General features: G+C 65.1%; 8 protein-coding genes, 1 tRNA gene and 1 pseudogene. 4 read left to right on the top strand and 6 right to left on the bottom strand.

Going from position 1 to position 13,598, the window contains the following annotated elements; translation table 11 throughout:
- Positions 1–96 precede the first annotated feature (96 nt).
- Positions 97–1,995: a signal peptide peptidase SppA gene (gene sppA, locus GKE62_RS08030; protein ID WP_154691798.1), complete on the top strand. Its 1,899-nt coding sequence runs from the start codon at positions 97–99 to the stop codon at positions 1,993–1,995.
- 37 nt (positions 1,996–2,032) lie between these two features.
- Positions 2,033–3,955 carry a 1-deoxy-D-xylulose-5-phosphate synthase gene (gene dxs, locus GKE62_RS08025; RefSeq protein WP_154691797.1) on the top strand — a complete coding sequence of 641 codons (1,923 nt, stop codon included), beginning with the start codon at positions 2,033–2,035 and terminating at the stop codon, positions 3,953–3,955.
- An 18-nt stretch (positions 3,956–3,973) separates the two neighbouring features.
- Here the strand turns inward: dxs and hspQ are convergent, their stop codons facing one another.
- On the bottom strand, positions 3,974–4,354 hold the full coding sequence (gene hspQ / locus GKE62_RS08020) for a heat shock protein HspQ (protein ID WP_154691796.1): 381 nt from the start codon (positions 4,352–4,354) through the stop codon (positions 3,974–3,976).
- Positions 4,355–4,507: 153 nt separating this feature from the next.
- On the opposite strand from hspQ, the gene GKE62_RS08015 reads away from it, so the two are divergent.
- Positions 4,508–4,597, top strand: a tRNA-Ser gene (locus GKE62_RS08015).
- 97 nt (positions 4,598–4,694) lie between these two features.
- Here GKE62_RS08015 and GKE62_RS08010 read toward each other — a convergent pair.
- Complete coding sequence (locus tag GKE62_RS08010; protein WP_154691795.1) at positions 4,695–5,936, bottom strand: MFS transporter; 1,242 nt, start codon at positions 5,934–5,936, stop codon at positions 4,695–4,697.
- Positions 5,933–6,985, bottom strand: coding sequence for an ester cyclase (locus GKE62_RS08005; RefSeq protein WP_154691794.1), 1,053 nt, complete (start codon positions 6,983–6,985; stop codon positions 5,933–5,935). The genes GKE62_RS08010 and GKE62_RS08005 overlap by 4 nt, the downstream gene beginning before the upstream one ends.
- 123 nt (positions 6,986–7,108) lie before the next feature.
- Here GKE62_RS08005 and GKE62_RS07995 point away from each other — a divergent pair.
- Positions 7,109–8,721 (top strand): annotated as a pseudogene (locus GKE62_RS07995) (MFS transporter).
- Here the strand turns inward: GKE62_RS07995 and GKE62_RS07990 are convergent.
- The 3 genes from GKE62_RS07990 to GKE62_RS07980 form a co-directional block, all read right to left on the bottom strand.
- Complete coding sequence (locus GKE62_RS07990) at positions 8,678–9,352, bottom strand: SMP-30/gluconolactonase/LRE family protein (protein WP_370516075.1); 675 nt, start codon at positions 9,350–9,352, stop codon at positions 8,678–8,680. The pseudogene GKE62_RS07995 and the gene GKE62_RS07990 overlap by 44 nt on opposite strands.
- Positions 9,353–9,611: 259 nt before the next feature.
- On the bottom strand, positions 9,612–10,619 hold the full coding sequence (locus GKE62_RS07985; RefSeq protein WP_154691791.1) for a histone deacetylase family protein: 1,008 nt from the start codon (positions 10,617–10,619) through the stop codon (positions 9,612–9,614).
- Positions 10,620–10,715: 96 nt separating this feature from the next.
- Positions 10,716–13,466, bottom strand: coding sequence for a TonB-dependent receptor (locus GKE62_RS07980; protein ID WP_154691790.1), 2,751 nt, complete (start codon positions 13,464–13,466; stop codon positions 10,716–10,718).
- Between the last annotated feature and the right edge of the window lie 132 nt (positions 13,467–13,598).

Here is a 13,598-nt window from a genome sequence, read left to right as displayed (position 1 = left end):
CCTAGTCGAGCCGCATGGGTCGCTCAAGCGGATTCGGGTGGCGCGCCAGCCTCGCTCCACCTACATCGCCCCAGAAGTGTTAGGATTTGGCAGAAGATGATTTTCGCACGCAAGGTCTGGGCGATCCTGGTCGGGATCAAGGATGCGTTCGCGCTCCTGTTCCTGCTGCTGTTCTTCTGGGCGCTCTATGCGGTGCTCACGCTCCGTCCCAATCCCGGCCTGGTGCGCGACGGCGCGCTGTTGCTCAAGCTCGACGGGTCGATCGTCGAGGAACCGGCCAAGGTCGATCCGTTCAAGATGTTGCTCGGCCAGGGCACGCCGGCCAAACAATTCCGCGAACGCGACGTGGTCCGCGCGATCGAGGCCGCGGCCAAGGACGAGCGGATCAAGGCGGTCGTGCTCGATCTCGACGAGTTCACCGGTGCGGGCCAGGTTCATCTCGAACGGATCGGCGCTGCGCTCGACACGGTACGCGCCGCGAAAAAGCCCGTGCTGGCGCATGCGATCGCCTACACGGACGGTTCGATGCTGCTCGCCGCGCACGCCAGCGAGGTCTGGGCCGATCCGCTGGGCGGCGCGGTGGTAGCAGGGCCGGGCGGCAACCGGCTGTACTACAAGAACCTGCTCGACCGGCTGAAGATCAACGTCCACGTATTCAAGGTCGGCACCTACAAGAGCGCGGTCGAACCTTATATCCGCGCCGACCAGTCGCCCGAGGCAGCCGAAGCGCTTGGCGCGGTCTATGCCCGGCTGTGGGACGACTACCGCGCCAACATCGCGCGCGCGCGGCCCAAGGCCAACCTCGACCTGCCGACCAAGGACCCTGCCGCCTGGCTCCAGGCCGCGGGCGGAGACACCGGCGCGGCCGCGGTCCAGGCCGGGTTGGTCGATCATCTGGGCGACCGCACCGCGTTCGGCCAGCGCGTCGCCAAACTGGTCGGCCCAGAGATCGGCGGACGGGTCGGCGAGTTTCGCAAGACCGATCTCGATCCCTGGCTCGCCGATCTCGACGAGAACACCGCGGGCAAGCCGATCGGGGTGATCACCATCGCCGGCGAGATCGTCGATGGAGACGCCGGGCCGGGCCAGGCGGGCGGAGACCGGATCGCCAAGGCGCTCGACGAGGCGCTCGACGACGATCTGGCCGCGCTGGTGGTGCGGGTCGATTCGCCCGGCGGTTCGGTGCTCGCCTCCGAACGCATCCGCACTGCGATCCTGCGCCAAAAGGCCAAGGGCATCCCGGTGGTCGTCTCGATGGGCAACCTGGCCGCTTCGGGCGGGTATTGGGTCTCCACGCCGGGCACGCACATCTTCGCCGAACCCAGCACGATCACGGGGTCGATCGGCATCTTCGGGATCATCCCGACCTTCGAGAACGCACTGGCGAACTGGGGGGTGACCAGCGACGGGGTCAAGACCAGTCCGCTCTCGGGTCAGCCGGATGTCTTCGGCGGCCTCAACCCGCAAGTCGAAGGACTGGTCCAGGCGACGATCGAGAACGGCTATCGGCGGTTCATCGGCCTGGTCGGCCAATCGCGCGGCAAGACCCCCGAACAGGTCGATGCGATCGGTCAAGGGCGCATTTGGGACGGCGGCACGGCGCGCCAGCTCGGCCTGGTCGATCAACTCGGCGGGATGGAAGACGCGCTCGCCTACGCCGCCAAGGCTGCCAAGCTCGGCGATGGCGAGTGGCATCCGAAATACCTGGGAGAGGAAGACGATACCTTCCGCACGCTATTGGTCCGGCTGCTCGAACGCGACGACGACGATTCTCGCGCCAGCTCGGGCGGAATCGGCGGGATCGTCGCCGCGCAGCAGGCGGCGCTGGCCGAGCGGCTGGTACACGATGTGGCGTTGTTAAGCGGGCAGGGCGGAATTCAGGCCTACTGCCTCGAGTGTCCCGCCGGTGCTCCTCCGAGGGCAGACCGCAACCGGGTTAACGCATTGCAGGCGTTGGTCGAACTGGCGGGGTTCGGGGCAAAGTCGCGGCGTTGAATCGACACTCGCATCGCCCGCGTGTAAGACCCTGCCGATGAGCGCCAACCCCGCTACCCCGCTTCTAGACACGATCGACACCCCCACCGATCTGCGCAAGCTCCCGCCCGGCCAGTTGCGTGCACTGGCCGACGAGTTGCGCCAGGAAATGATCTCGGCGGTGGGGACCACCGGTGGTCATCTCGGCTCCGGCCTCGGGGTCGTCGAACTGACCGTGGCGATCCACTATGTGTTCGATACGCCGGGCGACCGCCTGATCTGGGATGTCGGCCACCAGGCCTACCCGCACAAGATTCTCACCGGCCGCCGTAACCGCATCCGCACTTTGCGCCAGGGTGGTGGCCTGTCCGGCTTCACCAAGCGCAGCGAGAGCGAATACGATCCGTTCGGCGCGGCGCATTCCTCGACCTCGATCTCCGCCGCGCTGGGCTTTGCCGTGGCCAACAAGCTGAGCGACCGACCCGGTCGCGCGATCGCGGTTATCGGCGACGGCGCGATGAGCGCTGGCATGGCCTATGAGGCGATGAACAACGCCGAACAGGCGGGCAACCGGCTGGTCGTGATCCTCAACGACAACGACATGTCGATCGCGCCGCCGGTGGGCGGCCTTTCGGGCTATCTTGCCCGGCTGGCCTCTTCGCGCGAATACCTGGGCCTGCGTCACTTCGCCAAGAAGGCGCTCGGCAAGATCTCGCGCCGCGCCCACGATGCTGCCGAAAAGGCCGAGGAATTCGCCCGCGGGATGGCGATGGGGGGCACGCTGTTCGAGGAACTGGGCTTCTATTACATCGGCCCGATCGACGGCCACAACATCGACCAGCTCGTGCCGGTGCTCGAAAACGTGCGCGACGCCGGGGTCGGACCGTGCCTGGTCCACGTCGTCACCCAAAAGGGCAAGGGCTATGCCCCTGCGGAAAACAGCGCCGACAAGTATCATGGCGTCCAGAAGTTCGACGTGATCACCGGCCAGCAGGTCAAGGGTGCGGCGGGCCCGCCGGCCTACCAGAACGTCTTCGGCGCGCAGTTGACCAAGGAAGCCGAGACCGATCCGTTGATCTGCGCGATCACAGCGGCGATGCCTTCGGGCACCGGGCTCGACAAGTTCGCCGCCGCGCATCCCGAGAGATTCTTCGACGTCGGCATCGCCGAACAGCACGGTGTGACCTTCGCGGCAGGGCTGGCGGCACAGGGCATGCGGCCTTTTTGTGCGATCTACTCGACCTTTTTGCAGCGCGCGTATGACCAGGTGGTCCACGACGTGGCGATCCAGAACCTGCCTGTGCGCTTCGCGATCGACCGCGCGGGCCTCGTCGGCGCGGACGGCGCGACTCATGCCGGTTCGTTCGACGTGACCTATCTGGCGACGCTGCCCAACTTCGTGGTGATGGCCGCGGCGGACGAGGCCGAGCTGGTCCACATGACCCACACCGCCGTGCTGCATGACAGCGGTCCGATCGCCTTCCGTTATCCGCGCGGCAACGGCACCGGCGTGGCGCTGCCCGATGTTCCGCAGCGGCTCGAGATCGGCAAGGGGCGGGTGGTGCGCGAGGGGACGAAGATCGCGCTGCTGTCGCTCGGCACGCGGCTGGGCGAGGCGCTCAAGGCCGCCGATCAACTCGAAGCGCGCGGGCTATCCACCACCGTTGCGGACTTGCGCTTCGCCAAGCCGCTCGACACCGAGCTCATCCGCCGCCTGATGACGACACACGAGGTGATCGTTACGGTCGAGGAGGGCAGCATCGGCGGCCTCGGCGCGCACGTCCTCACGCTCGCCAGCGACGAAGGCCTGGTCGATGCCGGTCTGAAGATCCGCACGATGCGCCTGCCCGACCTGTTCCAGGATCACGACGCCCCCGACAAACAGTACGACGCCGCCGGGCTCAACGCCCCGCAGATCGTCGATACTGTGCTCAAGGCGCTGCGCCACAACAGCGCGGGGGTTGAAGAGGCGCGGGCCTAGGCCCGCCGCGATCCTGGGCTAGTGCCGCAAATCGCGGCGCAAGCGGTACTTACCCTCGGCGAAATCCTCGAACATCTCGGCCACCGAGGGGTGCTCGATCGGTCCGAGGTCGCCGTCGTCCAGCAGGTTCTGCTGGCTGACGTAGGCGACGTAGCTCGAATCGCCGTTTTCGGCGAGGAGGTGGTAGAACGGCTGGTCGCGGTGGGGGCGAACCTCGGCGGGGATCGAGTTGTACCATTCCTCGCTGTTGGCGAAGACCGGATCGACGTCGAAGATCACCCCGCGGAAATCGAACATGCGGTGGCGCACGATGTCGCCGATGCCGAAGCTGGCATGCGACACCGGCGGAGAATCGACCATCTTGCCGGCCTGCGGGGAAAAGAACTGCGCGCGGTCCATGCCCCGAATATAGATTGTCGCGGGTGCGAAACAAGGCGCTTGCGCCGGTTGGCCGGGGATGCGGGCGCGAAAGGGTTGGCAAGCGCCGGAGCTTGGGCTAACCGCCCGCTTCCGGCCAGCCCGCCGCCCGGGAAACCGTGCGGTTTATCTCGCGGAGAGGTGGCAGAGTGGTCGAATGCACCGCACTCGAAATGCGGCATACGGGTAACCGTATCGAGGGTTCGAATCCCTCCCTCTCCGCCAGTTCCCCCTTCGCGGCAGGAAGGTGTTGTCGGTCGCAGCTCCTAATTCACGCACTTGCGCGTCCATTTTGGCGCGCGGCCAGGACCGGGCCTTGCAGTTAGCGTTTTACCGTCTCCGGCAAGCGCAGCCACACCAGGCCGCCCGCTGCGAACCCTGCGGCACCGAGAGTCATGGCCCAAGTGAGGCCGAACGTTTCTGCAATGGCGCCCGTTACAAGCGGGGCGGTCATCGAAACGATTCTCCCCCAGTTGAAGATAGACATTGCCGTCGACCGTAGATGGGCGGGAAACAGCTCCGACATCCAGGGAGCCCACGCTACTTGCGCGGATAACATGAAGCCCCACGCAAACCCTGCCCAACGCAACTGCTCCGGAGAGTGCAGGACATACAGGTAGAAAAGAATGGCGACGCCGGCGCCGAAGAATCCGGCCGCGCCGGTCCGGCGGCCATAACGATCGCTGAAGGCGCCCCAGAAGAAGCCGCCGATCAGCGCGCCCCAGAATTGCCAGGCGGCGATCGGGCCGTAAACTTCGGCGGCGAACCCGCGTACATCCTTGAGGTATGTCGTGACCCAGCCCGCGAAGGCCTGATACGAGAAGAAGTTCAGGGCGACCAACGTGAACAGCAGCAACGTGTTGCCTCGAAGCGCGACGGAAAAGAGCTCGGTCATCGGCAGCTTGTGAGGCCGGGCCAGATCGCCCTCAGTTCCCCACGGGATCATCTTGCGATCATCGGGCACCGCAACGAAAACCAGCGGGGCGATCGCGAAGGGCACAAGCGCACCGGCCCACAGCAGCACACGCCAGTCGATCGAGGTGGTCCACGCCAAGGCGTAGCCCAGCGCGACCACCGACAGGTTGTAAGTGCCGTTGCCGAGCGCGGCGAGCTTGCCTCGCAACGTGCTCGGGAACAGGCCCATGTAGGTGCCGATAAGCACCGGGAAGATCGCGCCGAGAAAGAATCCGAGCACGAAGCGTTGAAGCAGCAAGAGACCGAAGCTCGTCACCAGCGCGCCCGCGGCGCCGGTGATCGCGTAGCCCGCGATGACCCAGAACAGTGTTCTGCGGCGCCCGAAATGGTCGGCCAGCTGCGCGAGCACCAGTGCGCCGACCAGCGCGCCGCTGCTTTGCGCGGTGTAGGCCGATCCCGCCTCCGTCAGGGTCAGGCCCAGCGACTCCCGGATCTGCGGACGCAGGAAGTCGACCGTGTTCCACGCCCAGCCATAAAAGAACTCGGCGATCATCAGGAAGCCAAAGGCCCCGCAACGCAGTGACGCGGGAATGTCCTCCGCGCGGATTCGCTCGGCGGGGCCAGCGCCTCCGGCGACCGGTGCGGTCACTGCGGCAGACGCTCGCGGGGCTTGGATCGGTCGACGAAAAACTGGAGGTCGTGGAAGATGTCGAGTCCCATCTGGTGAAGGATGTGGGGGATGTCGATCGACACCCAATTGTCGTGGATTTTGCCCTGCTCGTCGAGCCGATACCAATCGGCGACCCGCATTTCCACTTTGCGCCCGGTGGGCGGCAAACCCAGCCATTCCGATCCGGTGTGCGTGCCGTGGAGGGAGGGCCAACCGCTGGTCACCGCGTAGAGCCCGTCACCCAGCCGGATGTAGTGCCCCGGGGCGTCTTGCGGTCCTCCCTCCTGCCTTGGCCAGCCAGTGCGGTTCGGAAACGCCTGGAGGAAAAGCGCACCATGAAAGTCGCGGAAACCGCGCCGTCCGCGCATGGAACCGATGCCCGCTGGCCCATACCACCCCATGTGCTCGTGCCAGTGAGGACTGTGCGAGCCGGGCGCGCCAGCCTTGATCTGCTCGGGCGTGAGCAGGTTCATTTGCATTTCGCGGATGATTTGGAGGGACCGGGCGCCGCGAACAGGATCGTAATCGAGCGCACTCGCGCCGGTGTCGCAAGGCGGGAAGGGCCACAGCTCGGACGTGCCCGGCGCCTGGCGCAGCGGGTAGTGGCCCGCTTGGCGCATCAGGTCGACGATATCGAGCAAGATGTAGGCCTTGGCGATCTTGCCGTCGCGGACGATCGCATTGAAGCCGAAGTTCAGGTAGGCCAGGCCGAACGTCGGGGGGATACCCAGCCAGGGCGCGTCGAAAGTGCCCAGGACATAGCCCCAAGTGCTTGCCATGTCGCGGCCTTCGTATCCGCCGCCAAGCGCAAAGGCGATGCGCTGCTCGTAATTGGGGAACGCTGTCCGAAGCGGGACGAAAAACCGTTCGTGGACGGCGTCCAGGCCGTCGATCGTGTTGAACGGGTGAAAGACTTCGAAACGGCAATCGGCATGGCAGAATCGCTCGAGCGTCCGGCGCTCGTCGCCAGCCGCCATCGCGGTCAGGAATTCGGCGATCAGACGCTTGTTGTGGGCATGTTGCAGCATGTTCGCTCTCTCCCCTGAACCCGCGCGTGCTTTGGCTCGACGCGCCGCCAGCGTAGCCCACCCGGCTGTTGCCAGCCCGGCGAATTCGCGTCGTGACCACTCTCTCGCTCGCAACACAAGGCGATGCTAGCTTCGCTGACTGCGAATGCAAGACCTTATCGCTTCCTCTGCCGTATCGCCGTCAATCGAGAATTACAGCGCCTGAAGATTCAGTTTGCATCCGAACCCGGACATGATCACGATGTCTTGCGTTTTGGAGATCGAAGGATGGCCCTCGCGGCGGACCGGGCGCCCTCGCTTACGCTCAAACTCAAGGTCGCTTTCGCGCTTGGCACCGCGGCGGAGTCGATCACCTTCATCGCCGCTACGTTCCTGATGATATATTACAATCAAGTGCTGGGCCTTCCCCCCGGAGAAGTCGGGGCGGCGCTGTCGGTGGGCCTGTTCGTGAACGCGGTGTTCGATCCGCTGATCGGATCATGGTCCGACCGGACGCGCTCGCGCCTGGGACGACGCCATCCGTTCATGTTCCTGGCGATCGTCCCGATCGCGCTCAGCTTTTTTTGGCCTTCCGTCCGCCCGAAGGGCTCGGCCCCACCGGCCTGCTGGTGTGGCTGGCCGTGACCAACACGCTGCTCCTGCAGATGATGACGATCTATCACACCCCTCACCTCGCTTTTGGCGGAGAGATGTCCGAAGGCTATCTCGAGCGCTCGAGCGTGATGGCGCACAACACCTTCATGATGTTCGTCGGCGACACCGTGGCGACGCTTCTCACGCTCCGCTTGTTCTTTGCACCGGAGCCGGGGTTGCCGAACGGCGCTCTCGATGCCTCGCGCTACCCGGTGTTCGCGCTGGCGATTCCCGCGCTGGTCGGGACGATCCTTTTCGCCTCGACATGGTGGACTCGGTCGCGGATTCCCTTCGTCTCGCAACCCGCACCGGGGACGGAGCGCTTGTCGCTCCGCAGTTTCGGAGGCGACGTGCGCCGCGCCCTGGTCAATCGCAACTACGTCGTCTTGCTGTTTGCGCTGCTGTTCTTCTCGCTGATGACGGGCGTGCGCAACGGCCTGTCGCTATACGTCGGCAGCTACTTCTGGCGGTTCGACAACAACCAGTTGAGCTGGTTCGTGCTCGGCAACATCGGCGGCTACCTGCTTGCCGCGGCGATTGTCAAACCGCTGCACGAGCGTCTCGACAAACGCTGGAGCGGTGCGTTGTCGTCGCTCACTTATGCGATCGTGCCCGGCATCCCGCTGTTGCTCGGCTACCTCGGAATTCTGCGCCCGGGTATGCCCGGCCTGCTGGCGATCCTGATCGCCTTCGGGGTGTTCCAGCATGCCTCGTACAGCATTCTGACCACGACGATCCGATCGGCGCTCGCCGACATCGCCGACGAGAACGAGCTGCGCTTCGGCCTGCGCCAGGAGGGCGTGCTCTACTCGGTGCGAACGTTCTTCCAGCGAATCGACTCGGCCGTCGGCACGGCGTTTGCCGGCATGGTCCTGGCGCTCGTGGCCTTCCCGGCGAAAGCGCAACCGGGCCACGTCGACAATGCAGTGCTCGGCGGGCTGGCTCTCGCCTATGTTGCGGCGTCTCTCCCCGGACTGGTCGCCACGGGGTTCTACGCGATGATGCGCGTGACCCGCGAATCCTACCACGCGACCCGCCAGGCGTTGGCCGCCGAACGGTCTACGCAACCAGCGCCAGGCCAGGGCGCGGCCACGGTCGCCTGACCAGGCGCCCCGTGCCACCCAGCGTGACGTAAGCCATCCGAAGCTCAGGGCCACCGAAGGCGATGTTGGTGGTGAACGGGTCGTCGGTCGGGACGTGCTCGACCAGTTCGCCATCCGGCGTCACCACCGTGATTCCGGCATGGCCGATCGTGGCGACGCAGATGTTTCCGCCCGCCTCCACCGCAAGGCTATCGTAAGCAGCGACCCCGGCAGTGGCATGAACGAAGCGCCCACTCATTCCTCGCAGGCCGGGTGTCAGGGCGACTTCCCCCGGTGCCACGATATCGAATGCCCAAAGACGCGCCGGAGGCGTCTCGCTGACGTAGAGCGTGCGGCCGTCCGGCGAAAGTCCGACCCCGTTCGGGTTGTCGAGCGGAAAGATCACTTCGCGGCATGAGCTGCCGTCCATTTTCGCATAGAACACACCGGTCACGCTGCGCTGCCGCGTGGTGCCTTTACCGTTGTCGGTAAACCAGAAGCCGCCGTGGCTGTCGAAAACGATGTCGTTGGGCCCCTTGAGCGGAACCTCGCCGGCCGACGCATAGAGTTGCTCGACGGTGCCGGCAGCGATATCCACGCGTTGGATCGAACCGCTGCGGTAGCCTTCGGGCGTGCCGTGGGGCAGGCGCATCCCCCCCATTCGCGCCACAGGCACCCCCCGTTGTTGCACACATAAAGCAGGCCGTCGGGCCCGAAGGCCATGCCGTTAGGTCCTCCCCCGGTCTCCACCAGGCGCTCGACCGTGCCGTTCTCGTGGACCCGCGTGATCCACCCGGCCTCGATCTCAACCAGCAGCACGCTGCCGTCGGCGCAGGCGATCGGACCCTCGGGAAAGCCGAGCCCGGTCGCCATCGTGATCCATTCATCCATGGGTGTTCTCCAATGTGGGGTCAGGCAAAGCCGGAAGGGAAAGCGGTGACGTTGTCGCCGAGCTCGGCGACGGCATAGCCACCTTCGAGGAGGATGGCGGTTGGGATGCCGCAGCGGCCTATGTCCGCGCCGATCCTGGCGTAGTCCCCCGTTGCGAGTTCGAACCCGCAGATGGGATCACCGGTGAAGGTGTCGGCGCCGAAGCTGACCACGAGGCAATCCGGCGAGAAGCGTGCGATGGCTCCAAGCGCAGCGGCAAGCGCCGGCCGGTACTCGGTCAGGGCGGTCCCTCGCGGCAGCGGGAGATTCAGTGTGGCGCCGCGACCCGCCCCCTGGCCGATCTCGTCGGCGTGGCCCCAGAAGAAGGGGTAGTCGGTTGCGGGATCGGCATGAAGCGAGGCGTAGAAAACGTCGCCACGCTCCCAGAAGATGTCCTGCGTCCCGTTGCCGTGATGATAGTCGATGTCCAGGATGGCGATGCGTCCGCAGCCACTCGTGAGAAGAAGCTGCGCAGTGACCGCGGCCACGTTCAGGTAGCAATACCCGCCCAGGTAATCGGCCCCGGCATGATGGCCGGGCGGGCGACACAAGCCGAAAGCCGCGCGCGCGCCTGCAAGAACCGCTCCGCCCGTCGCCAGCGCGGTTTGCGCGCTGGCATAGGCGGCGGGCCAGGTCGTAGCGGAAATCGGGGTCGTCGCGTCGAAGCTGAAGCGGCCCAGCAAGGCGTCGATCCGTTGGAGGGAAAGCGGCCGCCGCCGGACCACCGGCCAGGCGTACGCCAAGGCGTCGCCGCGACGCCCGGCAGCAAGCCAGAGGTCATGCGCCGACCGAAGAAAGTCGAGATACTCGTCCGTGTGGACTGCGGCGATCGGCGCGAGTCCCAAATCCGCGGGTTGGTCGGTCTCGCCGATTGCCTCGAGCACGCTGGCGATGCGGCCGCTGTGCTCGCGGTACGGGACCATGCTGCCGTTGTGCATCTCGCTGACCGGATCGTGCCCGGCCTGTCCGTCGTGATAGAACTTGCGCATGCGGCAGACAGTGCTCGCGTCGACCGGCAAAGGACAATCAGCTTTCGCTGCCGGCGGCGGCGCGGTTCGATCGCCGCCGCCGGTCAGCGCATCCGCTCAGTACCGGAAGCTGAGCTTCATTCCGTAGGTCCGCGGCGGCGCGAAGGTGCCACTGAACGCACCACCGCTGGCAATCGTCGCGCGGCCGATGACGGCTTCGTTCTCGAGGTTTTCGACGAAGGCCTGGAGTGAGAGGTTATCCTCCGCGTTGGTCCAGGTCAGGCGAAGCTCGGTCTTGGTGTAGGACTTCTGCTTGAAATTCACCAGGGTCCGAGAGAGGATATAGCCGCCGTTGAAGTAAGTCTGCACCTCGGGGGTGAGGGTGCCGGCGCTACCCAGATCGATATCGTAGGCGACTCCTCCGCGAAGCTGGATATCGGCCTGGTTTTGTACCCTCGTCTTCTTGTTGTAACCCAGCGCGAGAAACTGCGGCACGCCTCCCACGACGAGCTGCTGACCGTTCGGTCCGAGCACCGGAACGAAGAACTCCGGATTGCTGACCGGATTGGGGAGGATGCCCCCGGAAAAGCCAAGCCGCACTTCCGGACGCGTGGTGCAGGTCCCGCCCGGCGCAACGATGTCGCACACGCCGTTGTTGGTCACCGCCACGGGGAACGGATCGTCGCGCGCGTGCAGATAGTTGGCGGAGAAGTTGATCCGCAGTCGGTCGGCCGGCCGGGCGACCACTTCGAAATCAATGCCGGGTGCCTTGGTCCGCGCTCCGTTGCCGGCGACGGTAATGACGCTGTTGGGAACGTTCGGGTTGGCGAAGCTCGTTTGCACCTGGAGATCTTTGTAGACGTTGTAGAATCCGGCGAGCGTCAGCTGGACCCGGCGGTCAAACAACGACGCCTTGAGCCCCGCCTCGTACGCGGTAACGCTTTCGGTGCCGTAGGGCGGGAGCGAGTTGTCGGGCGTTCCCGGGATGACGCTGTAGCTGAACCCACCCGAGTGCTTGCCGGTCGAATAGCTGGCGTAGAGCAGGGTGTCGTCGTTGAGCTTGTAATCGACCGCTCCGCGATAGGTGAAATACTTGAAAGTCTTCTTGCCGCAGCGGGTGATGAGCGCTTCGGCAACGGTCTGCGCCGGCGCGGTTGACGATGGGTCCGCCGCCGTGAAGCCGTTGCATGTGTGGTTGAAGTTGGTCGTCGGCGCAAAGACCAGATAAGTTCCCGCCGGAGCGAAGCGGTTGCCAAGCGCCGATGCGAAGTCCTTCTTGTCCACCGTATAGCGCAAGCCGCCGGTAAGCGTCAGCCTGTCGGCCACGGTGTAGGAGAGCTGTCCGTAACCGGCGTAGGCCTTGGTGTGCTGGAACGAGAGCGGGTTGTAGGCGTCGCTCGCCGGCGCGGTGATAAGGGCGTTGGAGAACGGCGGCACGCTCGGGAGCGTCGTGAAGTTGCTGCCGAAGTAAAGCGGCACCTGGCCGTTCGCCAGGGCGCTGGCGGTCGAATACGTGCGGTTCCGCACGCCAAGGAACATGTCCGGGACTTTGTCATCGAGATAGTAGGCGCCGATCACGTACTGCAGCGGGCTGTCCTTGGTGTTGGACAGCAGCTGGAGTTCCTGCGTGAACGACTTGTTCTCGGTGATGAAGTACCCGATCCCGAATGGGGCCGAGGTGCCATCGTTGTCACCACCGCGATTGGCGCGGAAATCGGTGTACCCCGTGATCGAGCGCAGCTTAACAGGGCCAAGCTCGAGCCCCATGTTCAACGAGCCCTGGTAGGACTTGATCTTGTTGAACCCGATCGCGTCATTGAACGCCTTGTAAGGCCCGGGAATCAGGATTCCGATGTCCGCTCCGTTGATGTCGGGAATCCCGTCGCGAAACGTCGAATAGGGCACGAACTGACCGGTAAACGAACGTCCGTTGAAGCCTTGCGGGAAGGTAAAGGTCGCGTTGCCCACCGTCAGCGTGCCGCCGGGGGCGACGACCAGCTTCGGGTCGATGAACTGTCCGATCGCCTTCGCGTTGAAGGTGTTCCCCCCGGCGTCGTCCTCGTTCCAGTACGAACCCCTCAGGATGATCTCAAGGCGATCGTCCATGCTCGGCGGCGACCAGCGCAACGCGCCACGAAGGTAATGCTGACCCTTGTCGTCGTAGTCGGCGAGAGGCGTGGTCAGGCTCTTGATGTAACCGTCGCGCTTCTCGACCGCTCCGGCAAATCGTGCGGCCAGACCTGGTGCGATCGGCAGGTTGACGTAACCGTCCGCCATCAGCCGCCGGTAGTTGCCGGCAAGCAAATCGACGCCGCCTTCGACCCGATCGAAGTTCGGCTTGTTGGTAACCAGAGCGATGTTGCCGCCGAAGCTGTTGCGGCCGTACAGCGTGCCCTGGGGGCCTTTCTGCACTTCGACCCGCGCAAGGTCGACGAACGGAACGCTTAGCTGCGAGGTGCGCGACTGATAGATTTCGTCGATGTAAACGCCGACACGAGGGTCCGAGTTGCCCTGGATCGATTCGGTGTAGATGCCGCGAATGGCGGGCCTCGGGTCGGCGCCCGAGCGGCCGATCTGCAGCCCCGGGGCGATGGACTCGAGACGGGACGCCTCGGTAATGTCGCGATTGCCGAGTTCCTTGTTGCCGATTGCGACGATGGAAATCGGGACTTCCAGCAGCGATTCTTCGCGCCGCTGGGCGGTGACGATGATCTCGCCGCTTGCGTTGGCTTCCTCGTTGGCGTCCGCGCCCGTCGCGGCCGGCTGCGCGAGACCCGGCGCGGCCCACCCAAGCGACAGCGCGCCGAGCAGAACCTCAGTGATGATCGGCGCATTGCGCCAGAATGCCTTCGAACGCTGGACCGCCATGTCGAACCCTCCCAGGTTTTATGAGTCCCGTCAGTGTGACATTGTTGCAGCCGCAGTCAAGTCCGTTGTCGGCTGCTTGTTACCCAAAGTTTGCCAAAACCGGCAATTTTGGGGAAGAAGAGTCGAGTTGGC

The organism is Novosphingobium sp. Gsoil 351, assembly GCF_009707465.1.
Lineage (GTDB): Bacteria > Pseudomonadota > Alphaproteobacteria > Sphingomonadales > Sphingomonadaceae > Novosphingobium.
Note: the sequence above shows the minus strand (reverse complement) of the source record. Positions and strands in the feature narration are given on the sequence as shown.